Origin of the sequence: Acinetobacter sp. B51(2017) (assembly GCF_003711395.1) — a bacterium.
Lineage (GTDB): Bacteria > Pseudomonadota > Gammaproteobacteria > Pseudomonadales > Moraxellaceae > Acinetobacter.
Map to the genome: position 1 here is coordinate 1 of NZ_PJRJ01000010.1, position 25,598 is coordinate 25,598.

The 25,598-nt window shown below is 39.9% G+C and carries 28 protein-coding genes and 1 pseudogene; 8 read left to right on the top strand and 21 right to left on the bottom strand.

All coding sequences use genetic code 11. The features are described 5' to 3' along the window. Positions 1-173: transposase family protein (locus CYK47_RS06435; protein WP_164709160.1), on the top strand; the 173-nt coding region annotated here is incomplete at its 5' end. Here CYK47_RS06435 and CYK47_RS06440 read toward each other — a convergent pair. The 3 genes from CYK47_RS06440 to CYK47_RS06450 all read right to left on the bottom strand — a co-directional run bounded on the left by CYK47_RS06440 (position 130) and on the right by CYK47_RS06450 (position 2,607). Further along, the gene (locus CYK47_RS06440; RefSeq protein ID WP_122900011.1) at positions 130-618 is read right to left on the bottom strand and encodes a hypothetical protein; all 489 of its coding nucleotides are present in this window, start codon (positions 616-618) and stop codon (positions 130-132) included. The genes CYK47_RS06435 and CYK47_RS06440 overlap by 44 nt on opposite strands. A gap of 75 nt (positions 619-693) precedes the next feature. Beyond that, positions 694-1,074, bottom strand: a complete 381-nt coding sequence (locus CYK47_RS06445; protein WP_122900014.1) for a hypothetical protein — start codon at positions 1,072-1,074, stop codon at positions 694-696. A 123-nt stretch (positions 1,075-1,197) separates the two neighbouring features. Then, a complete protein-coding gene (locus CYK47_RS06450) occupies positions 1,198-2,607 on the bottom strand; it encodes a D-2-hydroxyglutarate dehydrogenase (protein WP_122900016.1) in 1,410 nt (469 codons plus the stop codon). Positions 2,608-2,946: 339 nt separating this feature from the next. Here CYK47_RS06450 and serA point away from each other — a divergent pair, with 339 nt between their 5' ends. Both serA and CYK47_RS06460 read left to right on the top strand, forming a co-directional pair. Next, entirely contained in the window at positions 2,947-4,179 is a 1,233-nt protein-coding gene (gene serA, locus CYK47_RS06455) for a phosphoglycerate dehydrogenase (protein ID WP_122900018.1), read from the top strand. A gap of 54 nt (positions 4,180-4,233) precedes the next feature. Continuing rightward, entirely contained in the window at positions 4,234-5,136 is a 903-nt protein-coding gene (locus CYK47_RS06460) for an EamA family transporter (RefSeq protein ID WP_122900020.1), read from the top strand. 15 nt (positions 5,137-5,151) lie between these two features. Here CYK47_RS06460 and CYK47_RS06465 read toward each other — a convergent pair whose 3' ends face one another. Then, positions 5,152-6,921: a hypothetical protein gene (locus tag CYK47_RS06465; protein WP_122900022.1), complete on the bottom strand. Its 1,770-nt coding sequence runs from the start codon at positions 6,919-6,921 to the stop codon at positions 5,152-5,154. 165 nt (positions 6,922-7,086) lie between these two features. Here CYK47_RS06465 and CYK47_RS06470 point away from each other — a divergent pair, with 165 nt between their 5' ends. Then, positions 7,087-7,944 (top strand): EamA family transporter, encoded by an 858-nt coding sequence (locus CYK47_RS06470; protein ID WP_122900024.1) that lies wholly within the window; start codon positions 7,087-7,089, stop codon positions 7,942-7,944. A gap of 30 nt (positions 7,945-7,974) precedes the next feature. Here CYK47_RS06470 and CYK47_RS06475 read toward each other — a convergent pair whose 3' ends face one another. The 3 genes from CYK47_RS06475 to truB form a co-directional block, all read right to left on the bottom strand. After that, a complete protein-coding gene (locus CYK47_RS06475; protein ID WP_122900026.1) occupies positions 7,975-8,433 on the bottom strand; it encodes a hemerythrin domain-containing protein in 459 nt (152 codons plus the stop codon). 94 nt (positions 8,434-8,527) lie between these two features. Next, positions 8,528-9,295 (bottom strand): sulfite exporter TauE/SafE family protein, encoded by a 768-nt coding sequence (locus tag CYK47_RS06480; RefSeq protein WP_122900028.1) that lies wholly within the window; start codon positions 9,293-9,295, stop codon positions 8,528-8,530. 8 nt (positions 9,296-9,303) lie between these two features. After that, complete coding sequence (truB, locus tag CYK47_RS06485; protein ID WP_122900029.1) at positions 9,304-10,212, bottom strand: tRNA pseudouridine(55) synthase TruB; 909 nt, start codon at positions 10,210-10,212, stop codon at positions 9,304-9,306. 110 nt (positions 10,213-10,322) lie between these two features. Here truB and CYK47_RS06490 point away from each other — a divergent pair, with 110 nt between their 5' ends. Beyond that, complete coding sequence (locus CYK47_RS06490) at positions 10,323-10,931, top strand: lipase secretion chaperone (protein ID WP_122900031.1); 609 nt, start codon at positions 10,323-10,325, stop codon at positions 10,929-10,931. On the opposite strand, the gene CYK47_RS06495 is transcribed toward CYK47_RS06490, so the two are convergent. Continuing rightward, positions 10,897-11,382, bottom strand: coding sequence for a transposase (locus CYK47_RS06495; protein WP_252150258.1), 486 nt, complete (start codon positions 11,380-11,382; stop codon positions 10,897-10,899). The genes CYK47_RS06490 and CYK47_RS06495 overlap by 35 nt on opposite strands. Before the next feature lie 47 nt (positions 11,383-11,429). After that, positions 11,430-11,735 (bottom strand): IS630 transposase-related protein, encoded by a 306-nt coding sequence (locus CYK47_RS06500; RefSeq protein WP_122900035.1) that lies wholly within the window; start codon positions 11,733-11,735, stop codon positions 11,430-11,432. 36 nt (positions 11,736-11,771) lie between these two features. Here CYK47_RS06500 and CYK47_RS06505 point away from each other — a divergent pair. After that, a pseudogene (locus tag CYK47_RS06505) lies at positions 11,772-12,209 on the top strand (lipase secretion chaperone); the annotation flags it as partial. Between the two features lie 46 nt (positions 12,210-12,255). Then, on the top strand, positions 12,256-13,224 hold the full coding sequence (locus CYK47_RS06510; protein ID WP_502697051.1) for a lipase family alpha/beta hydrolase: 969 nt from the start codon (positions 12,256-12,258) through the stop codon (positions 13,222-13,224). 54 nt (positions 13,225-13,278) lie between these two features. Here CYK47_RS06510 and rplS read toward each other — a convergent pair whose 3' ends face one another. The 12 genes from rplS to ispH all read right to left on the bottom strand — a co-directional run bounded on the left by rplS (position 13,279) and on the right by ispH (position 24,773). Next, entirely contained in the window at positions 13,279-13,650 is a 372-nt protein-coding gene (gene rplS / locus CYK47_RS06515; RefSeq protein WP_122900042.1) for a 50S ribosomal protein L19, read from the bottom strand. Positions 13,651-13,792: 142 nt separating this feature from the next. Beyond that, a complete protein-coding gene (gene trmD / locus CYK47_RS06520) occupies positions 13,793-14,533 on the bottom strand; it encodes a tRNA (guanosine(37)-N1)-methyltransferase TrmD (RefSeq protein WP_122900044.1) in 741 nt (246 codons plus the stop codon). 27 nt (positions 14,534-14,560) lie between these two features. Next, a complete protein-coding gene (gene rimM / locus CYK47_RS06525) occupies positions 14,561-15,109 on the bottom strand; it encodes a ribosome maturation factor RimM (protein WP_122900174.1) in 549 nt (182 codons plus the stop codon). 17 nt (positions 15,110-15,126) lie between these two features. Beyond that, entirely contained in the window at positions 15,127-15,384 is a 258-nt protein-coding gene (rpsP, locus tag CYK47_RS06530) for a 30S ribosomal protein S16 (protein WP_122900046.1), read from the bottom strand. Between the two features lie 148 nt (positions 15,385-15,532). Further along, entirely contained in the window at positions 15,533-15,982 is a 450-nt protein-coding gene (locus CYK47_RS06535; protein ID WP_122900048.1) for a type IV pilin protein, read from the bottom strand. Beyond that, entirely contained in the window at positions 15,976-16,515 is a 540-nt protein-coding gene (locus CYK47_RS06540; RefSeq protein ID WP_122900050.1) for a type IV pilin protein, read from the bottom strand. Before CYK47_RS06540 ends, CYK47_RS06535 begins: the two co-directional genes overlap by 7 nt. An 8-nt stretch (positions 16,516-16,523) precedes the next feature. Further along, positions 16,524-20,588, bottom strand: a complete 4,065-nt coding sequence (locus CYK47_RS06545; RefSeq protein ID WP_164709161.1) for a pilus assembly protein — start codon at positions 20,586-20,588, stop codon at positions 16,524-16,526. 19 nt (positions 20,589-20,607) lie between these two features. Continuing rightward, positions 20,608-21,384 (bottom strand): pilus assembly PilX family protein, encoded by a 777-nt coding sequence (locus tag CYK47_RS06550; protein ID WP_122900055.1) that lies wholly within the window; start codon positions 21,382-21,384, stop codon positions 20,608-20,610. Then, positions 21,381-22,484, bottom strand: a complete 1,104-nt coding sequence (locus CYK47_RS06555) for a PilW family protein (RefSeq protein ID WP_122900057.1) — start codon at positions 22,482-22,484, stop codon at positions 21,381-21,383. Before CYK47_RS06555 ends, CYK47_RS06550 begins: the two co-directional genes overlap by 4 nt. Next, complete coding sequence (gene pilV / locus CYK47_RS06560; RefSeq protein ID WP_164709162.1) at positions 22,484-23,011, bottom strand: type IV pilus modification protein PilV; 528 nt, start codon at positions 23,009-23,011, stop codon at positions 22,484-22,486. The genes CYK47_RS06555 and pilV overlap by 1 nt, the downstream gene beginning before the upstream one ends. Beyond that, positions 23,008-23,454 carry a prepilin-type N-terminal cleavage/methylation domain-containing protein gene (locus tag CYK47_RS06565; RefSeq protein ID WP_122900061.1) on the bottom strand — a complete coding sequence of 149 codons (447 nt, stop codon included), beginning with the start codon at positions 23,452-23,454 and terminating at the stop codon, positions 23,008-23,010. The genes pilV and CYK47_RS06565 overlap by 4 nt, the downstream gene beginning before the upstream one ends. A gap of 368 nt (positions 23,455-23,822) precedes the next feature. Continuing rightward, the gene (gene ispH, locus CYK47_RS06570; protein ID WP_122900063.1) at positions 23,823-24,773 is read right to left on the bottom strand and encodes a 4-hydroxy-3-methylbut-2-enyl diphosphate reductase; all 951 of its coding nucleotides are present in this window, start codon (positions 24,771-24,773) and stop codon (positions 23,823-23,825) included. 134 nt (positions 24,774-24,907) lie between these two features. Between ispH and gmk the strand changes: the two genes are divergently transcribed. Beyond that, positions 24,908-25,531 (top strand): guanylate kinase, encoded by a 624-nt coding sequence (gene gmk, locus CYK47_RS06575; RefSeq protein ID WP_122900064.1) that lies wholly within the window; start codon positions 24,908-24,910, stop codon positions 25,529-25,531. Positions 25,532-25,598 lie beyond the last annotated feature (67 nt).

A 25,598-nucleotide genomic window follows, 5' to 3' on the forward strand; every position in this document is an offset into this window, starting at 1 on the left:
TTGAGAAAAAGTACAATAAACTGATTGGAAAAATACGAGTTGTTATCGAACACATCAATAGTCAATTGAAAACATTTAGAATATTAAGTGAACGCTATCGAAATAGACGGAAAAGATTCGGTTTACGTATTAACTTAATTGCTGCACTGGTAAACCGAATAAACTTGCAATAACCACTTTCGCAAGAGGTCTATTATATTTTTTAAAAAAGATTTTATTTTGTTTCTCTAATTCTTCTTGTTCTTTTTGTAAATATAATAATTTTTCTACTGCACCATATATATCTTCTGTCTGAAGTTCAGAACTTTGCTTGATGGGTGTTTCTTGTTCAGTTTCATTGATCAAATATGTATTAATTTTCTCAGCTCTTTCATTAATCTCACTCAAAATCGATGATGTGCCATTCCCAGCATTATATACAGATATATAATGTTTAAAATCATATAAATACTTATTTTTAGCATTAAAATAATCTTGAGAAATTTTAATATTTTTGAGCGTATTTTGTAATTCTATTAACGCTCTAAATCTATATTTCTCACCTTCACTTTCGCTTTTCAATAAAATATTGATTTCGTTTTTCAGATTTTCAACAAAATCCTCAAGCTTAGTTCTCAAACATTACCCCCAATAAAAAAGCGTATCAATTGATACGCTTAACATAGAAGAATGGCTTAAAAAAGCAACTTAAATTTAAGGGCAAACAGCCGTTTGGAAAGTCTTAGTATTGCTACCACGACTACATTTATAAGCCGCTTTCTTATCCACTAAATTCCATTGCTCATCCACCAACTTAAATTGATACGTGGTACGAATCGCACTCACAGAATCATCCAATAAACCTGATTCTAAAACCGTCACTTGCGCGGCAGTTGGCGCTTCCACACGGTTAAATACCTGACGAATCTCAACCGTATTTAACTCTGATTCTAAATTTGGCTGCACCTTTAACACCTGTTCAAGTGGCGTATAAGACGAATGCACCACCCCTTTGGCTTTATTAAATAAATTTTCCGTGGTGGCACACGCCGTAAGGGATGCCAATAACGCAGTTAAAGCAAAAACACGTAACATCTAATTATCCTTAATTGTGTTTATAAAATTTGATCATGCCGCGCCTAAACAAAAAATTCTATGGCAAGACTGTATAAAAAAAGCCCCAACATCTGTTGAGGCTTTTTCACTTATTTAATCAACTTAAAGATCAAATAATTTACCTGGGTTCATAATACCGTTTGGATCGAATACTTGCTTTAACGCTTTCATATATTCGATTTCTTCTGCTGAACGGCTGTATTCAAGATATGGTTTCTTCGTCATACCTACACCGTGTTCGGCAGAAATTGAACCATCATATTTCTTCACAGTATCAAATACATATTTATTTACCACCTGACATTTCGCAAAGAATTCGTCTTTGCTTAAATCAGCAGGTTTTAAAATATTTAAGTGTAAGTTACCGTCACCAATATGACCAAACCAGCAGATTTCAAAATCTGGGTAGTTTTCAGACACAATTGCATCAATTTCTTTAATAAATGCAGGAACGTGGGTAATTAACACCGAAATATCATTTTTGTATGGGGTAAATGGCGCGATAGATTCAGAAATATCTTCACGTAAACGCCATAAACTCTCCACTTGGTCTAGGCTTTGGCTTAACACGCCATCCCATACCCAACCTTGTTCCATGCAGTGCTCAAAGATTTCCATTGCTTTGTCCATAATTGGCTCAAATGGCGCTTCAAATTCAAGCAATACATAGAATGGACATTCGGTTGCAAATGGACGCTGTACATGACCATGATCAAGTACTTTTTGCATCGCAAGTTCACCAAAGAACTCAAATGCTGTTAAATCAATTTTCGCTTGGAATGCATGTAGTACAGGCATCACCGCTTCAAAGTCAGGTACACCCAGTACCATCACTTGTAAATCTTGTGGTTGACGCTCTAACTTAATTTCCGCTTCGGTCACTAAACCTAAAGTGCCTTCACCGCCAATAAATAAGTGTTGTAGCGCATAACCTGTGGCATTTTTAATCATGCCTTTGTTTAAACGCAGTACATCACCTTTACCTGTCACCACAGTTAGACCCAACACCCAATTACGTGTCATGCCGTATTTGATGACTTTAATACCACCAGCGTTGGTACCAATGTTACCGCCAATTTGACTTGAGCCTGCAGAAGCGAAGTCGACTGGATAGTACATACCCTGTTCTTCAGCATAGTTTTGCAGTTGTTCAGTCACCACACCCGCTTGCACACGTACCATGCGGTCGGCTGGGAAGAATTCCAAGATTTGGTTCATCTTGTCCATGCTGACCACGATTTCACCGTTGGCAGCTACAGCACCCGCTGATAAACCAGTACGACCACCTGAAGGCGTCACTGCAACATTAAATTGGTTGGCAAGTTTAACAATCTGTTGGACTTGCTCTGTGCTGGAAGGAAAAACGATGACCGATGGATTTGGGTCGAAGTGTTTGGTGTGGTCACGTCCCCAATTTTCGAGGCTGTCAGCATCAGTTTTAATACGGTTTTCACCGACGATAGCTGTTAATTGAGCCAATAACTCAGGTGTTAAAGCGACTGGAGCATTCATCGTTTGCAGACCTAGCAAGAAGTTTATTCACAAGAATATGAGTAAAAAATAAACATTTAAAATGAATATTTTTCATCTCATCATGCACAAAAATCGTTCCATTTTTTGGAGGTGGTTTTTGCGGGACACTATTATAAATCATTTTTAGCCAAGACTCGCAGAAAATGCGGTTTTTGATAATGTCGCTTACAAATTACAGGCTTAGTTAGACCGAATTTGTTAAATTAGGCGATATTTTCAACATGCAAGAAAATCCATGGGTCATAAAGCAAATGTTTATAGTGTATTTTCCTATGCTATCATATTGCCACTAAATTTGGCCTTTGTAGCGGAGCCGTAATGAGCCAACATCTTTCTCTACCTAAAGATAAAATCCGTTTCTTATTGTTAGAAGGCGTACATCAAAACGCAATCGACACATTAAATGCAGCGGGATATACCAACATCGACTATCGTAAAACAGCGCTTGAGGGTGAAGCACTGAAAGAAGCGATTAAAGATGCGCACTTCATTGGTATTCGTTCACGTACACAGTTAACTGAAGAAGTCTTTGAAGCTGCGAACAAACTTATCGCGGTAGGTTGTTTCTGTATTGGTACTAACCAAGTGAACTTAGACGCAGCAATGCGCCGTGGTATTCCAGTATTTAACGCACCATACTCAAATACGCGTTCAGTCGCTGAACTGGTACTTGCTGAAGCAATTCTTCTTCTGCGCCGTGTACCTGAAAAATCGACAGATACACATGCTGGTGGTTGGAACAAGTCTGCGGTAGGTTCATACGAAACTCGTGGTAAGACTTTAGGTATCGTGGGTTACGGCTCAATCGGTTCACAATTGTCTGTGCTTGCTGAAAGCATGGGTATGAAAGTGATTTACTTTGATACAGTGACTAAATTACCACTTGGTAATGCACGTCAAGTTGGCTCTTTAGGCGAGCTGCTTGCCAATGCTGATGTGGTGTCTTTACATGTTCCTGATGTTCCGTCTACACGTAACTTCATGACCAAAGAACAATTTGCGCAAATGAAAGAAGGTTCGATCTTCATCAACGCAGCACGCGGTACATGTGTTGTGATTGAAGATTTAGCTGATGCGCTTAAATCAGGTCACCTTGCTGGTGCTGCGGTTGACGTATTCCCGAAAGAGCCTAAAGCCAACGGTGAAGAGTTCGTATCGCCATTACGTAATATTCCAAACGTAATTTTAACACCGCACGTAGGTGGTTCAACCATCGAAGCACAAGCCAATATTGGTTTAGAAGTAGGCGAGAAGTTTGTCGCTTATTCAGATAAAGGGATGACTTTATCTGCGGTGAACTTCCCAGAAATCGCGTTACCATTGACTGAAGGTAAACACCGTTTACTTCACATTCATAAAAACGTACCGGGTGTATTGTCTAAGATTAACAACTTGTTTGCTGAACACGGCATCAACATTTCTGGTCAGTCTTTAATGACTAAAGGTGATGTAGGTTATTTAGTGATGGACGTAGATGCAACTGCTTCTAAAGAAGCACTCGATACATTACATGAAGTTGAAGGCACAATCCGCGTTCGCGTATTGTTCTAATTCAATTTTAAAAAAACCACAGTCTTTTAAGGCTGTGGTTTTTTTATTGTCACTATGTCTACCCTTTGGCGCCTGCCGCATATCCAAGCCATTTTGGTCTTGATCATTGCCATGATCTCGATGCAAAGTAGTGGCTCACTGGCCAAGCTATTATTCCAAGATTTCCCGATTTTAAGCGTTTCCGCTATGCGCTTATTTTTGGGAGCGCTTATTTTAGCGCTCATTTTTCGGATTTGGCAGGTCAATTTTAAACACATTCATTATTCGGCCATCATCAGCTATGGCATCGCTTTAGCAGGTATGAATGTGTTGTTTTATTTGGCGATTGCCCGTTTGCCGCTTGGGATTGCTGTTTCTTTTGAGTTTATTGGCCCTTTGAGTGTAGCGCTATATCATGCTCGGCAAAAGTTTGATTTTATCTGGGTTGGTTTAGCTATTCTTGGCCTTGTACTTTTATTTCCGTTTAATAGTACAACTTCACTTGATCCGCTGGGGATTTTCTTTGCTTTAACTGCGGGCACATGTTGGGCACTGTATATTGTGGCTGGGCAAAAACCATCAGGTGTTTCAGGCAATCATACGGTGTGTTTGGGCATGTTTGTGGGCATGCTGTGTTTAATGCCTATTGCTTTATTTATGGGTATGCCAAGTGCTGTGTGGCAGCCCAATCATTTAATGATTTTCGCAACTTTGGCCATTTTAGCCAGTGCTCTACCTTTTAGTTTAGAGATGTATGCACTACGCAATATGACCCCATTGGCTTTTGGTACCCTCACCAGTTTAGAACCAGCAGTCGCTGCCTTGTCGGGTTTTATTTTTTTAAGTGAACAACTGTTATGGACGCAATGGTTAGCGTTAAGCGTGATTATTTTAGCCTCTATTGGCTGTACGTTTACCACGCAGCAAGCTAAACAAAAAATTAAAGCGCAATTAAAACAAGAAAAAACCACGCCTTAGCGTGGTTTTATTGGATTAAGTTGGTGTGGTGATACATCCCTCATCAGCATCTATACCTTCATCAATTCTAGATGGGGCTAACTCCATAATAAAAGACATCCCAGAATGACGTTCAAATCCATATGAACCAAACATGGTGTCACAATAACGACCATTTAACATAGAAGCAAATAAGTTGATGGAGTGGATAGGCCCCTGATCATAGACCTCAAAACCTGTATAAGGTTCTGGTAATTCAATTTTAGTACGTACACCAAATGGAATTTGATAAACCAATCTGTTCCATTCTCGATCGGTGTTCTCTATTTCTACCGTTAACTCACATGGCTGACCTGTTAAATCCTCACCTACGGCATAGGCTTTACATTCTGCGTAAAAATCAAGTCCCAATGTATCAGCTAAAGTTTCTAGCTCTGTCAGTTTGATGACCACATTTTCCGACGCATCGGAAACCTGCGTACCACGGTAACGTACCCATTGATTATTTTTCCACATTAAAGGGGTCTTCGCCTGCCATTGTAAATTTTGATGATTGACTAAGGTGCTTACCACCTGAGTACTCGGAACACCAATTGTAAAAGGAATTTGGTTATTTAATAGACCTTGACAAGAAGTCGCTGTTCCATCTGCTAATTCACAGCTTACATTATTTTTGGTCGTCGGGACTTGTAGCTCAATAATGACGGGTGCGTCAGTTGAACTTTGCGCTTGACCAATTAAACCATTTTTCACTCCGTAGGCTTTCCAAGCAATACTTGCTTGAGTGGGTATGTTGACCACTTCTAGGCCACTGACTGGAATATGTGAGTATTTAGTGACTCGAGAGCCATCATTTAAACGAATCTCAGCCACTGCATGACAAGGTAAAGCTTGCCCTTCAGTCATACATTGCACCAACAAACTGCCATCATTTTCAAACTCTAAATCCCAGTTCCATGTCGAAAAATGAGATACAGAGGCATGCACTGCCAAACCTGTAGAGGATTGTACAGATTCCACCACATGACCCGTCCCTTCTTCTAGCCATAAACCTTTAGCTTCATCGAAATACCACATTGGAATTTCTGTACCAACTGTCATCTCTTGATTGGCAATATTCTCAATGAGTAAATCCATCATCAAATCTGCGCTTTTACCGCGAGCCAACTGTAAGATTTCCCCTTGTTGATTTTTAAAAGTTGCCGATATCATCCCCGCACTAATTAAATCCACAATATGGTTTTGATTATTTTGCGCCACACCGTTGGCAGGCATCGCATTTAAATCATTGCTTTGAATGTCCCAAGGGGTAAATTCGACGACGACTTTACCTGTGGCAAGTTGACCATTCGGACGTACAAATGCGTTCGCAGGAATGCTGATACTGGCATTTAGTTCTGAGCTTTCAATGATTTGTGCTTGTTCAATTGCGGCAACTTCAATAAGGTTTTTTACCATTAATAAACTTGCACTAATATTTGCAAGCTCTGAGGCTTTAATTCGTAGTGCTTGACTGACAAAACCCGCTTTCTCAATCTGCACAACAACATATTGGGCATTTTGTGGAATATTTACACTAAAACTAGCTTGACCTAGTACATCAGTGCTAAAAGTTTGCCCCGCAATTTTAATTTTGGCATTGTTTATTGTGTTGCCAGTTGCAGTTAAAATTAAAGCTGAAACTTGTTTTTGAATTGTGCTTTGTGTAGGTGGTGTTACTGGATCATTTGAACTCGATCCACCACAACCAACTAAACTCAGGCCAAGCATACTCGCTAATAGCACTTGCTTCCATGTAGGCTGCATGTATTTTTTTCCTTATAATGGTTATATAGTTTTGTTTAAAAATGATTCAACTATAGTTTGCTACTGTATTGTTTATTTTTCAATCAAATATAAGCATTTGATTACATTTTTAGCAGCCTGATTTAGGGCTATAATGACAGTTTTCTTGACTTAGAATCTTCTCTTATGGCGCGTCCGCAATTACTTGCTGTACTGTTTATGGTGCTGTCCATGATCTCGTATCAAATTAGCGCCTCTTTTGCTAAACAGCTGTTTTTGCATTTAGACCCTTTAAGTGTCACCATTTTAAGACTATGTTTTGCCTCAGTTATTATCTTTTTGATGTTTCGCTCTTGGCATATTTTAAAACGTTTGAGCTTTTTAAAATGGCGGGATTTACTCTGTTATAGTGCAGCATTATGTTTGATGAACGTGCTGTTTTATCTCTCACTTGGCGAACTCCCCCAAGGGATTGCCGTAGGTTTAGAGTTTATTGGTCCTTTAGGCTTAGCCTTACTTTCTATTCAAAAACGCAGTGACTATATTTGGGTAGGACTAGCGATTTTAGGTATTGCTTTAATGGTGCCATGGCCTCAGGCATTACAGGGTAATTTCTCTATCTTTGGTGCGGTTTGTGCCTTAACAGCTGGACTATGTTGGGCTTTTTATATCTATTTTGGACAAAAAGTGGTGCAGCAAAATATTGGTATGCATGCCTTAACTATTGCGATTAGCCTCTCTGCAATAAGTTTATTACCAATTGGTTTATATCAAAATGCTCAAGCTTTATTGAATGTGCAATATTGGCCGCAAGCCTTAGCCATTGCCGTACTCGCTACCGCTATTCCTTATGCCTTAGATTTACAGGCATTAAAACGTTTAAGTAAATTAAGTTACGGTACTTTATCTAGCTTATCACCTGCACTGGCGGCACTCACTGGCTTTATTTTACTGGGCGAAACCATCGCCTTTTGGCAATGGATCGCTCTTGGCTGCGTGATGTTAGCTTCAATTGGAGTGACCATGCGGAGTAAATCCAGCTAAATGCTTGTCACATTGCGCTAAATCACTTGCTTAAACTAAGGCATCTTTATCAGACTTTTTATATTTTTGATATTCAGCTAAATACTGTTTGGCTAAACTGGTTTTCTGTTGTTCAGCTAAAATTTTACCTGCTTGTTGAAAAAAGCCATGCTCTTCTTCGTCTAAATGATGCAGCACAGTTTCAACTAGTTTTTTGGCTTTATTGAGCCAGCCTGGATGACTCATGTCCAATTCAGTCATTTCTTCGAGTAATTCATCCATTTTATGATGTTCAGCTAGCGCATGGCGGGTAATATTCAAACCTGAATCACTCATCATTAATGGAATATAAAAATAACGGTCTTCCCCTACCGCATGTGCGAAGAGTTCATTTTTATAACGCTCAAATAATGCCTGACGTTCAGGACTGTCTCCTGAGGTCTGCAATAAGGCTTCCCCTAATTCACGTTGTTTTTGATGACTTTGTCTTAATGCTTCAAAAATATTCATAAATGATCCTTGGCGATAGCTGCTGATCGATTGAATATTTTTTATACTTAAAAGTCCTACAGCTTGACTATAGTAAAGCTGTAACTTAAGCACATTAGCCTACAAAAATTTGATAGCTTAAGCGCAAAATTAACACACTGACTAAAATTAAAAATAAGATACGAATAAAGCCACTACCATATTTGAGTGCCATTTTAACGCCAAGCATTGAGCCTGCCACATTGGATAGCGCCATCATCAACCCCATACCCAACAGTACATGCCCAGTTGGCGCAAAGAAACTAAGCGCGGCTAAGTTGGTGGTGAGGTTAGCCACTTTAGATAATGCCGAAGCATGTAAAAAGTCGACTTTTAAATAACGAATAAAATAAAAAATAAAGAAACTGCCCGTACCGGGGCCAAAAATCCCGTCATAAAAACCAATTAGTAAACTGCCAATTGCAGCTAACAGCAAAAACTTTTTCGTGATTGCAAACTGTATATGCTGCTGCCCAAATTGCTTTTTAAGCAATGTATAAACTGCAATCACAATCAACATGATTAACACCAACGGACGCAAAATCTCGGTTGGAATTAAGGTGACACAGGCCGCACCTGCAAATGAAGTGATAAAAGCACAACTTCCAATCACCAATAAAAGCTGCCATGGCAAAGTGACTTTGCGTAAATATGACCATGCAGCCGAAGCTGTGCCACAAATAGAAGCGAGTTTATTGGTGCCAAATACCGTGGCAGGTGCCAGCTGTGGCATAGCACCCATCAAGGCTGGAATTTGAATTAGACCACCACCCCCAACTGCTGCATCAATTGCACCAGCAAAAAATGCAAAAACAATCAGGCTAATGATAATGTCTAATTCCATAAGAATTCCTAGTCGAGATTTAAAACTCGTTTGGGGATTAAGCGTTTTTTATCGTTAATTTGTGCCAGTCCCAAGCATTTTTCACCATCAAAAACCAAGACCTGTTCTTCAGCTGCATGATCAATATTACTTTCCATACCACGACAGAAATATTCTGCGCGACCTGCAGGCACTTGAATATGCGGAAAATGTTGTACAGGGGCAAAAACAGGTAACAACAATGCATCGCGTTGTTGTTCAGTAAGGCTTTCAAGATATTCAATAGTATAACTTGGAATTAAATTAAAGTGCCCAGTTTGAATACGATGTAAATAAGTTAAATGACCATATGTGCCCAAGGCTTTGGCAATATCTTCACCTAATACACGAATGTAAGTTCCTTTAGAGCAAGTTACATCCAAAGTAATGCTGTTTTCATTAAATGAGGTTAGCTCAATGGCATAGATGCTAATTGGACGTGATTCACGCTCAATTTCAATGCCTTTACGTGCCAACTCATATAGTGGACGACCTTCTTTTTTTAAGGCTGAGTACATTGGTGGTACTTGCTGAATATCCCCGGTAAACTGTTGCAATACGGCTTGAATTTTATCTTGGGTTAATTCAGGTGGCGCTTTTTCTAGCAGTACATCACCCTCCACATCGCCTGTAGTGGTGCTATGACCTAAAAATACCGTAGTTTGATAGCGCTTGGTTGAATCCAACAAATAGTGTGAAAACTTGGTTGCTTCACCTAAACAAATTGGCAATAGACCAGAAGCCAAAGGATCAAGTGCGCCTGTATGCCCGCCTTTTTGCGCACGGTACAACCAACGTACTTTTTGTAAGGCAGCATTAGAGCTAATTCCTAAAGGTTTATTGAGTAAAAAAACACCACTTAAATGACGGCGTTGAATTTTGTTTGCAGAAGATTTCATAACAGTGAAAGCCGAAAAAATTGGCTCATGGTAACAAGCAGATTGTGAGCTGTATAGCTATTCAAAGTGGCTGGTTTTACATTACACTGAACAATAAAAAGGATGCACTTATGCCAAAGTGGATTTGGATATTGCTGTTGCTGCTTGCCATAATGAGCACCTTATTGTTGTGGTTGCGTCCAAGTTTAGAACATCCGCCACAGCACATATCTCGTTCAGCACCGTTGCAACCTGCTGAGTCCGTGCCCTTACACGAACCGCGAGCCACTCATCTACAAAGTCCAAGTCAACAAGATACGCAAATTAATTGTCAATTACGCTTAGATGCTGCAGCACAACTGATCGTCAATGAACAAACCAAACAGTGCTTTGAATATTTTATTAGTCAGTATGGCGAAACCAATCTAGTAGACATTGACCGCAATTTTAGTGCTTATGTTCAAGCGGCTTATCATAGCCCCAGCCGTGAGCAAATTTTAAATTTATGGCATCGTTATGTGCAATATCGTCAAGCTTTAGCGAGTATTGCAAAACCCAAAGGTGAAGAAAATGCAGCTTATTTTAGGGCCATTTTTAATGCTACCCAAAATTTAAGACAACGCTTTTTTAATGCTTTAGAAATAAATGGCTTATTTGGGCAAGAAGATATTTATCAAAATTACACTTTGTCTCGTTTAACTATAGCTAAATACCAAATAAATCATTACAGTAATCTTTAAATAATTTATCAATATCTTTAACTCTAAACTTAATTCGAATCGCCTTGACTCGTGACCACATATTTTCTATTGGATTTAAATCTGGACTATATTTAGGAAGCCACACAATGTAATGGCCTGCACAACGTATCAACTCCTGAAGTCTTTTCCCTTTGTGAAAGGTCGCATTGTCCATAATCAAAACACTGCTTTCTTTCAACTTAGGTAATAAATCCTGTTCAATCCAACATTCAAATACTTCTGTATTCACAGAACAATTAAACACACCAACTGTCAACAATCTATTTTCAATGATTGCACCGATCGCATTACTGCAATTCTTCAACTGCCAGTTAAATTCACCTTCAGCACGTGTTCCTTGAAGGCTATAACTATGAGTTCTGGTACTTTCACTTTGAAAACCACTTTCATCTATGTAAATCAGAGGCAATTTCCCTTCTAAACACTCTATGAGATTTTGAAATTGCTGACGTTGATTTTGATCTGCTTTAGGATGCTTTAACGTCTTTTTTTACGCGATATTCCTGCGGCATGTAACGCATTAAATACCGCATGAGTGCTTACCCCTAAACGTTCAGCTCGCTCATACTGATAATCATCAGGATATTGTTTAACATCCTTCAATATTTGCTCTCTGCTAATTTTAGCTGGACGGCCAGGAATAGGTTTGTTTGTAGTGGACTTTTTCCAGTTCTGAATCGTCTGTATACAGATGTTAAAATGCTGTGCTGCTTTTCGCACAGACATTTCATCTCGAATCATAATTTCTATGACTTTATCTTTAAAATCTTTTGAATATCCCATATCTCTATTGTTCTATAGTTTTTAGGATTTGGCTATATTCTTGAAGATAACAGCTTGTCTGCACAAGAAAAGGCAGCACGCTTAAGTGAACTATTTCAAAATTTACCCACAGATTGGCAAGACAATTTAAAAGCCCTATCGCAACTCGAAGATTTACGCCGCTTAACGCAAGAGTTAAAAGCGCGTGGTGGTCGTGCTGCTGAGCTTAAACAACTACGCTTAAACCTAGTAGGCCCTGACGCCACCGTTCGTCTTGAACAACTCGATCAAGAGCGGCAAACATGGAAAAATAATGTACAGCAGTATTTAGCTGAACGTGATCAAGTCTTACAAAGTACGTTGAGTGATCAAGCCAAACGACAAAATATTTTGCAATTACGACAACAGTATTTCCCTGAAAAACAACAACAATTACGTTTAGAGACCTTTGAAATGATTCATGATCAAGGAGGTGTCTTACCTTTTGCAGAATAATATCTATGCCTGTTAAGGACTTCAACAGGTTGATCTTTCGAGGATGATGTCTATGTTAAAAATCTGTTTATCGACTGTGTTGCTGGCAATGGCTTGTCATAGCTATGCCGCTAATAGCAGTCAAATTAAAAGCAACTTTGTGATTTCATCGTATACTCAAACACAATATCCGCTGGTGTTTGCCCATGGTATGGGTGGCTTTATTCGCGCTGGTACAGATGAATTGGGTGTAGATTATTGGTATCAAATTTTGCCGGACTTAGCTCGCAATGGCGCAAATGTTTGGGCAACACGCGTTTCACCGTTTAATTCATCTGAAGTACGTGGTGAGCAATTGCTACAACAGGTCGATGAAATTATCGCAATTACCGGCAAGCCTAAAGTCAATTTACTCGGACATAGCCACGGTGGGCATAGTATTGCCTATGTGACCAATGTGGCACCAAGCAAAGTCGCGTCAGCCACTGCAATTGCCAGTCCCTTAAAAGGCTCTCAAACTGCTGATTTTATTATGCAAGTTGAAGGCTCACAGCTACAAGCACCTGTGGTAGACGTGGTTAATTTTGTATCTAAGATGCTGATCTGGGCTCAAGGCATTGAATCCAATCGCTTTCCACATGATGCATTGCAAGCAGGTAAAAGCTTATCTTTAGCAGGCTCAAGCGCTTTTCAAGTCAAATATCCTTTAGGCATGCCGACGACAGCCTGTAGTGATGGCCCTGCTCAACAACAAGGCATTTATTTTTATTCCTTTACTGGTACCGGCACGGTCACCAATGCACTTGATCCTGATGCTCTTTTAGCTGTCACAGCAAAAATTACTGATCCTAAAGGTGATAATGATGGTCTAGTCGGTCGTTGTAGTGCTAAATTTGGTAAAACTATTCGTGATAACTACAACTGGAATCACTTAGACATTATTAACCAATTTTTTGGTTTAACGCATGTCTTTGCACCAGATCCTGTCTCTATTTATCGCCAACATGCCAACCGCTTAAAACTACAAGGTTTATAGCAGACGTAAAAAAATGCGCCACAAGGCGCATTTTTTTCAAGCGTATAAAGCAGATTATTTTGCTTTACGAGCTGGTAATTTTTCACGGATACGTGCAGCTTTACCAGACAATTCGCGTAGGTAGTAAAGTTTAGCGCGACGTACATCACCACGACGTTTCACTTCGATACCAGCAACGATTGGAGAGTGAGTTTGGAAAACACGCTCAACACCAAAACCGCTAGAGATTTTACGTACTGTGAAAGCAGAGTTTAAGCCACGGTTTTTCTTAGCGATTACAACGCCTTCGAAAGCCTGAAGACGTTCACGCTCGCCTTCTTTTACTTTAACTTGAACAACAACTGTATCACCTGGTGCAAACGCAGGGATGTCAGTTTTTAATTGTGCATTTTCAATAACTTGAACTAAAGGATGCTTACCGCTCATGGGGTATCTCCAATATGTGCGAGTCAGAAGCGGTCTGATCTTCGCTGGATTTAGAGGCTAAGGCGCATAAACCCGATTATATTTCTCTTTATACTTGACCACTTCAAGATATAAAGAACCTATTAAAGGTATTTAAAAAATTTTAAATACCTGAATCTTTTAGCCATTTTTTTTGCTGCTTAGTCAACTCGACTTGTTCAACCAATTCAGGTCGACGTTCAAGCGTGCGTTGATAGCGTTGCAAAAAGCGCCATTTTTCAATATTTGCATGATGACCCGATTTAAGTACCTCAGGCACATCCAAACCTTCAAAATGATCAGGCTTTGTATATTGTGGGCAATCTAAAAGACCATCCACAAAAGAGTCCTGCACATGGGATTGCTCATCAGACATGGCACCCGGAAGTCTCCGAATAATGCTGTCTAATAACACCATCGCCGGCAGTTCACCACCCGATAATACGTAATCCCCTATGGACCATTCTTGATCAACATATTTTTGGATTAAACGTTCATCGACCCCTTCATAACGCCCGCAAAGTACAATTAATCCGTCGTATTCAACAAATTGTTGTACTGCAGTTTCATGCAGAGTTTGGCCCTGTGGTGACATATACACCACTGGCACATTGGTTTTACCTGCTTGTTGTGCAAGTTGTTTGGCATGTTGGATTGCCTGAGCCAGAGGCTCCGCCATCATCACCATGCCCGGGCCACCACCAAATGGACGTTCATCCACTCGTTTGTAGTTACCCGCTGCAAAATCTCGTGGATTAATACAATGCATTTGCATTAAATCACGTTTTGCTGCACGCCCGCTAATACCGTAGGCTGTAATCGCTTCAAACATCTCAGGAAAAAGCGTAATCACTGCAAAAAACATCGCAGATTCCTCTATTTCCTATCAGACTTAGTAGTCTACGCCCCAATTTACGTAGATACGACCAGCTTCTAGATCAACGCGTTGTACCACATCTTTATGCCATGGAATCATACGCTCTTCAGCATCAACGCTGTCTGGTGTGGCATGTACCACCATTACATCGTTGGCACCTGTCTCGAACATTTCATAGATTTTACCAAGATTTACTTCTTGTTCATTTTCATCAAGACCTAACACAGTTAAGCCTTTTAAATCTGACCAGTAAAACTCATCCATGCCTGCCGCCGGAAGCTGCGCTTTTGAAATCCAAATATTTGCGCCAACTAAGCCATCTGCTGCTGTGCGATCACTCACACCTTTTAAGCTGACAACTAAGCCTTTGCCATGTGGTTTCCAACGTTTTACATCGACCATTTGCCAACCTGCTTTGGTCTCAATATACCAAGGCAGGTAGTCAAAGATGTTGCTCATGGGTTCTGTATTGGAATAGACCCAGAGCCACCCATTCAACCCATATGCTGAACGTAGCTGTCCAATCTGAATACGATCTTCTGGAACATTCTGTGCTGGTGTCATGGGCATACCTACTGACATTAAGCAGTAGCAGCAGCTTTCTTAGCTTGAGCAGCTAAAGAAGCAACACGTTCAGAAGGTTGAGCACCTTGAGCGATCCAGTGAGCAAAACGTTCTGTATCTAAACGAAGTTTTTCTGCTTTACCTTGAGCTGTAGGGTTGAAGAAACCAATACGTTCGATGAAACGACCGTCACGTGCATTACGGCTATCAGTTACGATAACTTGATAGAAAGGACGTTTTTTAGCACCACCGCGTGCAAGACGAATAACAACCATGATAGAACCTTATAGTTTTTACGGATTATCCCTGTACCGACCATCGATACATTTCAAACCCCTTTCATAGAGGGCAGTATTTTACGCGATCTTTTAGGGGAATGAAAGATTAAAAAATGATTTATCCACACCTTTGAATTTCATCTGATCAACGGCCATCCCAGTTGCTTGCGGCATTGGCATCACAACCACCGCTATTGTCTTCATCCCAACAACGATAACCTTTGGAATTTAAAATTAAAATGCCATTATTTTCTTGACGAGTTTTTTCAATCGGTGTGGCTGTGAGCTGCCAAGTGGACGCTGTTGCAGTTAAGTCAACATTATATAATTTGGGTGTTTCATGGCGTGGCAATTGTGTGGTCAGATTTAAATCTGCCAAGCTAACAAAGCTGGTAGCGCTTTTGGCATAAGTACGATGGGTAATTAAGTATTGTTGTAATACACTCCCCATTTCAATCATTTCAGATTGTGCTGCAACACGATTGACTTTAATTTGATAACGCTCATAACTTGGGATCGCAATCGCTGCTAAAATAGCCACCACCGCTACTGCAATCATGATTTCAACTAAAGTAAAGCCATGTTGTTTTACCATTTTTCACCGCCCCCTTGCTCAGCACACTGATATTTTTCCGCTTGAGTACGATCTATGGTTTTGCATTGTAAACCTTGGCTATTCATCACCAAGCTATAATTGGCCGGATGAGTGCTTAAAGCATTCATTTCCCAATGATGCCCTAAATTATCTGCCAAGCCTGTATCACCCGCACTGGCTTTAGCCGCACTGGATAACGCATTTTTACTATCGGCATCACGTAAAGTTAAAGTGTATTTGGCATCTCCTGCCGTACTCCCTAACGGCAAATACAGCATGCCTGTGCTTTCATTAATAGAGCTTTCTGCTGAAGAATCAAAGGCAGCACTTAAGTTAAAACCGTTATAACTAAAATTGCGCCCTTTATAGCGCTCTAATTGATCGGCAATTTTTTGCATTTCCTGCTGTGCCAGACTTAAATCGGCACGGCGGATATAGTTTTGATAACTCGGAATCGCAATCAAGGCGAGGATGGTGATAATCACCACCACCACCATCAACTCAATTAAAGTAAAGCCTTGAGATTTTTTCATAACTGGCCTCACTCGCGCTCAAACCAACGCATTGGACGTAATTTACGATTGAGTTGGTTATCTGAATGTACATCACTCCCTATATTCCCGACCGCGCAATGATCGCCTTCACACTGACTATTAATAATCGTGCGCGAGTTAGCAGCGCCTTGACCTGCTGAGCTAAGATTAATGGGTGCAATACCTACGCCTGCATATAAGCTATTGTGTATCCCACTATTGCTGCCACAAGCCCCAAAAGGCATACAAAAACGCTCAATCACACTTTCGCCTTTAATACCCGCATCACAGCCTTGCACGGTACCACTTTTTGCACCATCAAATACGCTAACAAATAATTGATTATTCATTAAAACTGGATCAGTAATGACTTTAGCACCCATTGGCGTACTATAGAATTTTTGACCCGTTGTTTGATTTGAGTCTAGATAAAAAGAATTCTCTGAAAATACATATTTCCACCCATCTTGACTCGCATCTATAGTATTGGTCGCCACACCATTACGTTGCGTAGCAGTAAGCGCTTGAGGTACAAGATCCTGTTTTAACTGGCTCGTAGTTAAAGAATATAAATTACTACGTGTCACATCTTTATCAAATAAGGTATAGACCGCATTTGGCTTCCAGTTCGCCTCATTATTTGAATCATGCAAAGGAGAACTTGCATTACCAGAGCCAATACTAATCGCAGCCATCACCCGACCTGAACCTGGTGTACGATAAATACTAAAGGTTGGTTGGACATAAAAACGTGGTTGCTTACCCGCTTCCGAACTTATCTCGTTCAATAAACGAACAATATGCGTTGCAAATGGTTGTTCGGCATTACGGAAATTATTGAAATCTACTCGCCAAACTTGTCCACCTAAATCACCAAAGTATAGATGATCAGTTAGTTTATCACCGTCGCGATCTACCGTTTTAATGGTACTGACGACGCTGTAACCCATATCTTTGACATAATGAGCAATGGTACCTTGGCTATCTGCTTTAATCCCTTCTGAAGCTTTGGCTACGTTACTACTTGCCCACCATAGTAGATCGCCATTATCCGCATCAAACATATATACACCAGCGCCTAAACGCTCTTCAGTATTTTGTGGATACTTAGGCTCTTCATAACCTTGGTTTTGCCCTGAATTGTCGTAGCCACCACCAACAATCATGACGAGCTTATCAGTGCCTTGCCAATTGACACGGGTAATTACAGGTTTAGACCAACTTTGTCCCATAGAACGTAATGCATTATAGTTTTTAGTACCCTTTTGGCTATATACATTGCCAGAGGTTGGGTCAATATGGAATTTAACCTTAGGACTGTCTAGATCAGTTAAATCTAAGGCATAGTAACTATGGCCTCCCATACGTAAACCGCCATATACCCATTGTTTACCAATAACATCCTTATTCGTACCTTGTCCCACAGTTAAGGTTTGATCGTCCTTATTAGCAGCTACATATTCTGTATGTACAGTCCAAGGGCCATCTATACCATACAAGAATTGGCCTGAAGCACTAGCTGCATCTGGATTTACAAAAGCCTTATGGTTTTTTTCCACCATTTCATTAGGTACAAAAGCAAATTTTTCTTTACCTGTTTTTGCATCTAAAACATGCAATAAACCTTGAGTTGTACCAAATAAAACATAATCATGACGATCTTTAGTTACGATGCTTTCACCATCACGTACTACTTGACCTTGTTGGGTTAATAAAATTGGGTCAGAGTGTAAAATCGCACCCATTTGGCGTAATTCAGGTCGCTGCTGTCCAATATTTAAAATTTGTTCATCATTAATATTGTCAGGATTAGGAACATCATAACCAAGTAGTGCCAGTAAATAGCCACGTAACGGGTCTTTGGAGCTACTAGCATTTTTATCAAAGTAATTTGTATTTACTTTTTTAAGTTCTAAGTTTGCTGATGAATCGCAATCAGATACGCTTTTATCAGCCTGTTCTTTACAGTCACGCGTAGTATAAATTGTACGTTTAAAGTCCTTATTCTCGTTTTTACCTAATGGCAATTGGTTTAAAGCACCGCCTTGGAATATCCGTGCTTTTAGTTTTTCGCTATCAGTTAATGTTGAGTTTTCCCATAAGTCTTTAACGCTATCTTTAATAAGTCCATTTGCCGCAAAAGCATTATTGCCACTTGAGTCGACCACCCAACCTTTGTTACCAATATTGTAGCGTTTTAAGTTACCTGCCCATACAGATACTGCCCCTTGTACACTAGGTTCGTACATTGTTAAGTAAGCATAAGGCTGCAATTCATAAGGATTTAATACGTCAACTGGAATGACAGATTTATTGACTGACGCAGATGGAATGTCTTTAGAAATGACATTCACAAAACTATTAAAACTTTCAGCAATATCTTGTGGAGACATCGCTGAGTACCAACCGCCACCACCATATAAACCAAGAAGCGCTGTATTTTTTAAATTATGCTTGGTACGATTCTTATAAAGAAGAGAGTTTGCATCTTCAAAAGCCTCTAATTTTTCGATCGCTGTCGTTAGCTCTGCCTCATTTTGTGCTGTGCTCATTGACATATTAGAGCTAGGTAGCTCTTCAAACTGTTTACCTACACCCACAACTGCCGTTTTGATACTTAAACCAACTGGATTGGCACCTGTTTTTAGTTTTTCAGCATAAGCCGAAATACATGACCAACTTGAGTTATCAATATAATTACTCTCATTTCCAAATACGTTGGTATAGTCCTTTAGTGCACCATTTTTACACATATTAGTACGATAGTTTGTATTTTCTAATGAACGACTCATCATACGTTTCATATAAAAATCAATCGTACCTTCACCTTGTGAAGCATCACCAATATGTGACAAACCACCAGTAACCACATAAACACCTTGTGCATGACAAGATTTTAATGATGGATCACTAACCTGTTTAGAAATGATCTCAGGTGCCTTATAGTTGATTGAACCTGTCTGTAGGGCTTCTGCTACGGCATAGCGCTGACCACTGGTTTTTAAATATTTACTATCATCATTAACTAAAAAACGTGCACGATCTATGGTCAAATCCGAGCTATTACGTTCATTGCGTGTATACATATCATCATAAGGTTCTAGATCCCCCGCATCAACATCTGCCCAATAATCACACTGTCCAAAATCATCCCACTTTCCTTCTTTGTTGAAAATTTTACCACCACAATTAGTGAGTAATCTTCCAGAGCGTTTGAATGTTTCCTGTAACTTACGATCATCCCATTTAATCCAAGCTTTTTGTATTTCTCTAAAGCCGGCATTGGTGGTCGTTCCCATTAAATAAGCCGCTGATTCTGCTAAAGCACTGCCAATCGGTACGTTATCGTTTTCAGTCAGTTTATCCCATAAGCTTTTTTTAATATCTGTGGCATCTAAAATTCCTTGTACTAGTGCCTCTCGTTGAGTCATATTTTTATTTTTGTATTTAACTGTCGCGTCTAAGCGATGGGCAGGTACGACGACTGCTGCTGCTTTGTCAGCATGATCATCATTTTTTTTGGTACTCACTAAGTATGCTGGAAATACACTTAAGCCAATTACCTTATCATCACTGAGCTTACTAATGCCACGATCAACATCACCTTCAAGTAAACCAACCATCGCAATTTTTGCACGAGTTAAACGGTCATAGCATTGATAAATATTATTTTCTCGTCCGCTTATACTCATATTACGCGGTACAAAATCGCAGGTTTTCTTAATATATTCTTCGTAAGAAGGAAATTTTTTTCTTAAAAAGAATTTATTAATTTTGATTGTATCATCGGTATAAGTACAATAATGAGCTTCAAATTTATGTTTCTTTGTACCAATGGTAATTTCTTCTTCTTTAGTAGATCGCACACAACCGTAATAATCACCATTACCATCATCTAAGGTACCAAATTTCTCACGCATGGTGCGACTAACATCAAGTGAGATCATTACTGCAGCAGACCCTTCACCACCACGTTGATAAATCTCACGGTCACTTGCCCATGCTGAGTTGGCAATCAAGCCTGTTGCCGCTAACACTGTAGCAATAGCGCTACTGATCATTGTCTTTTTCATCGCTAATACTCCCATGCTATCAGTTACTTGCTGACAACTGGTTAAACCCCACCATATAACTATAATCGGCCACTTGTGTAATGTATGGCACGCCTAAATTTTCTAAACATTTAGATACTGTTATTGCCGCCTTACTTGAAATATCTAAACTTAAACTTTGTACATTGCTATTCATATGCTGGGATAAACATGCATAAACTTGCGCTTTTGTTGCACCACCAATAGAGGGTAAAACCGATGTTGCATAAATCGTAAAACGCTCGTTATTTTGAGTTTTTGCCGAAACGAAATCTGTGCCAGTCACATAGTTAGAAAAAGCAGGCTCTAATACACCCGCAGTTGAACGCTTAACCGCAATTTGCGTTAAAACCGCATTACGCTGACTGGTATAAAAATTAGCACTTCTTGGATCACAAAACCCACGCTGACCCAAAGTACTATTACGCACCGCTGAGCCAGTAAATTCCACCATACTGGCTTGACTAATATCAAAAGCAAGCCCTTGGGATTTTTTAAAACAAAATACCAGCTCTTTATTCGCATTTTCAGGTTGGCTAATAAAACCCAAAATCCCACTTGCAGTCGAGAGTTGTTCTAAATCACTGACCTCTTCTAAAGCAAGCATAGCGGAGTCGGAACTTTGGCGCAGCAATTCATTAATTTGACTATTGGTGGCAATATTGAGCGACGTCATACTATGTTTTACCCCCACTACACCAATAATGGTAATAATCACCAACATGATTAACACCACAATTAAAGTTGCACCTTGTTGCCGCAGATGAGAATGGATCATGGCGTTTCTCCCTCAGAGGTGACTGTGGTTTGTTCGGCTTTGACACGCAAATCCTCACCCAGTGCATTACGCAATGCGATCGTTTGGGTTAAAACCTGACGCATATAATTGTCCTTGCCACCCATTAATGATACGGCAGTCAAATCTAAAATATTAAAAGTCGTCTGCTGATTATTGGTTGCAGCAGGAATACGATCTTGTGAACGAATCACCAAACCTAACTGTACACTGCGAATCTTGGGTAAATTATTGCCTGTAAGTTGCTGATAATCACTTAAGGTCATATAACGAAAGTTTTCACTTTGGCCATATTCACCGCTGGCTACACCTAAGAGCACACGAAAATGATCAACACGGCGTAATACGATTTGATTGTTATGATTTAAACCTGTGATATTAACAGTACGCTTTGCTGGGTCTGTGGCTGCATAGGCACTTTCTACATCTGTTAACTGATAACGGCCTGCATCACAATATAAAGCTAAGTTCGGATTATTGCTGTTACTCGTAGCATTACCAATGGGTTTAACCAAATAACGCTGTACGATATAGACTTGATTGGCTACATCTTCTAAAACAATTTTTCCCCCTTCACAGTCATAGCCCACTACCAGTGTTTTTTCGTCAGCGGTTAAACCATTGTTTATTTTTTTTAAAAAGGTCGCATCGTCATATATATTTTGTACTGTTTTATATTGAATGGTGAGCTGATCGCTTTTTTGACCCGTAAAATTAGATGTGCCTGGTAATAAAGCCGTACCAGACATTTCATTGGCTCCCAATCCCAGCACATTGATTTGATTATTTGCTTGAGCATCCCCGCCAATAATATTGTATTGAGATAAAATGATACCACCTTGCGCAATATTTGAATCTAAAATAGGCAGCGAAGCACCCAAGTTGGTTTTACGTAAATCTTTGGCAATAAAATCAATACCAAATAGCCCATTATCTTGTAAGTCACCTAAACCACGTTGTAAGGATAAATTGGCTTGTGATGAAATAAACATTTGGACTGCTACAGCCACCAAAACTAAGCCCAATGCCAATGCAATCATGAGCTCTAGTAAACTAATCCCTTGTTGATAGCGTTTTTGCATTATTGATACGCCTCCATCACAATACAACGCGATCCATCAATATAAGTACCGCTATTGGTACAGCTTTTATCTGCTGCTGTGCCTTCTTTAGGTTGGGTATCTTCCCAAGCAATATAAATACAATAACGGGCGACACCACTACATTTTTCCATGGCAACTTGCATGCCTGCAGCTTGCGCTTTGGCCTTAATTTCACGCGCATCAGCAAGGGCAAATTGGCTTTGCGTACAATTTTTCGTCGAACCTAAGCATTCATGAGTAGTCGCACTACGACTAGAATCTGTTGCTGTTGTGCTTTTAGAATAAGTTAATTCAGAGACATAGCTTGCCTGAGCAAATTGATTAGCACGAATTCGTTCTGCTAAGTCGCGTGCTACACTCATGGCTTGAGTACGATAATAAGCTTCATTGGCTGCCTCTAAAGAGCGATATTGCAGCGCAATAAAACCTAATACTGCGACTGCTAAAATTAAAGCAGCAACCATCACTTCCATTAAGCCTACACCGCGTTGTGCTTGGACATTCATGATGCGCATGTCCCCTTTTCAATGTGTTGTACGGTACCAAAACGCGACAAGTGCAAGGTCATCGACAAGCTCGCTGAACTCTTTGCTTGGTCGCAGAGTTGTAGACTGAGATCACCACTCAGTTGCTGCACTTGACCAGAGGCTTTAAAAGTCACTTCCTGTACATCATGGTTTTGATAGCTCACCTTGCCTTTAGGCATCCAATATTTTTTTTGTGCGGTGTTGGGGGCGGCTTGATTTAAATGCACCGTCACGTCTTTGCGGGTGCTGACTGCGGTCGTGCGTGCTTCACTCAACAGCATATTCAGTTCCATGGCACTACTTTCTAAATTATATTTACGCAGCATGTTGGCAAAGGAAGGTACTGCGAGTGTGGCTAAAATCGCTAACACCAAAATGGTAATTACCAACTCGACTAAGGTAAATCCTTGTAATTTATGCATACCCTCACCCCATAAAATTCAGCACCTTAGCTTGTGATAATTATCAAATAAGGTACAAAAAAATACAAACCTGTCACAGATAAATGGCGGGAAAATTCGGATAAGGTCATCTACAGCAAAGCTTAGTAACACTTTGAAATTAAAATTTTCATTGTGACGTCGAGCATCACAACGCCCCATATTTTCCTGCCATTTAGCAAAACTTATAAAATCAATAAAAAACCAAGTAATTTGGTCTACTTTTTAGTTTTATTGTAACTGAATTTAGACTTTTTCGAGTAGCATATTTGAGCATTTTTTAAGAAAAAATGCAGATTTGGCATAAAAAAGCCAATGCAGGTGCATTGGCTCATCTGAAGTGTAGACGCTTAGGCTTGGGTCACAGGAATGCGCAGTTCTTTAGGTAAACTAAAAGTAATATTTTCTTCACGTCCTGCTAGCTCTTGCGGCACAGTTGCACCCCAGTCACGTAAACGTTGAATCACTTGCTTAATTAAAATTTCTGGTGCTGATGCACCTGCAGTCACACCAACCTTAGCATCTATGCTAAACCAAGCGCGTTGTAATTCATCGGCATTGTCGACTAGATAAGCTTGCTTGCCCATACGTTCAGCAAGTTCACGTAAACGATTTGAGTTAGATGAGTTTGGTGAACCCACCACTAAAACCACATCACATTGCGCAGCTAAATCACGTACTGCATCTTGACGGTTTTGTGTGGCATAGCAAATATCGTCTTTACGTGGCCCTTGAATATGTGGAAATTTTTGACGTAAGGCATCAATCACTTTAGCAGTATCATCAATAGATAATGTGGTTTGGGTGACAAATGCCACTTGCTCAGGGTTATTCACCACTAAAGCCGCGACATCTTGTTCATCTTCCACCAAATAAATATTGCCGCCATTTTTTTTGTCATACTGACCCATCGTACCTTCTACTTCTGGATGCCCTGCATGACCAATTAAAATAGCTTCAATGCCTTCACGCGCATATTTGGTGACTTCAATATGTACTTTTGTGACTAAAGGACAGGTTGCATCAAAGACTTTTAGACCACGGCGCTCAGCTTCTTGCTGGACTGCCTTAGAAACGCCATGTGCACTAAAAATCACAATATTGTCGTCTGGTACTTCATCCAACTCATCAACAAATACTGCACCGCGCTGACGTAAATCATCCACCACAAACTTGTTATGTACCACTTCGTGGCGTACATAAATCGGTGGGTTAAAGCATTCCAAGGCACGATTTACAATCGCAATTGCGCGGTCTACACCTGCACAAAAACCACGTGGATTGGCCAAAACAATTTCCATAGAATCCTCAATACCCAGTTTAGTTTCGGATGAATGATTTGAAATAAATGTAAACAAACTCACTTCATCTATTTAGTTTAGTGGCTGTCTACTTTAAAATAGAGAAGATATTTTATCATATCAGGAAAAATATCATGTCGGGTCTCTTGTTTGTCGTTTCTGCTGCATCAGGAACGGGCAAAACGTCCCTTGTTAAAGCTTTGCTTGAACGTGTGAATAACTTGCACGTTTCTGTCTCACATACCACACGCGGTCAACGCGTTGGTGAACTTGACGGTGTACATTACCACTTTGCACAAAAAGAAGACTTTTTAAAACTGGTTGAAGAAGGCGGTTTTATTGAGTATGCCGAAGTATTTGGTAACTATTACGGTACAGCGCAAGCAACTGTAAAAGAACAACTTGCTAAAGGTCATGACGTCTTGCTTGAAATTGATTGGCAGGGTGCCGAGCAAGTACGTAAACTTTTTCCTGAATCAAAACAAATCTTTATCTTACCACCAAGCCAATTTGACTTGCGTCAACGCCTGTCAAACCGCGGTACTGACTCAGTTGAAGTGATTGAACATCGCCTAAGCTGTGCGGTTGAAGATATGCAGCAATATACCAACTTTGATTATGTCATTATTAATGATGACTTTAACAAAGCATTGCATGATCTTGAATCTGTGATTACGGCTAATCGCTTGGTACTTAATCAACAAGCAGCACGTCATCAAGACCTGATTCAAAAGCTGATTACTCCTGTTACTGAGTGATTAAAACTTGAGTATTTAAGTAAAGACTTTTATACTGCTTAGTCTGTTTAAATTTACTATTCAACCG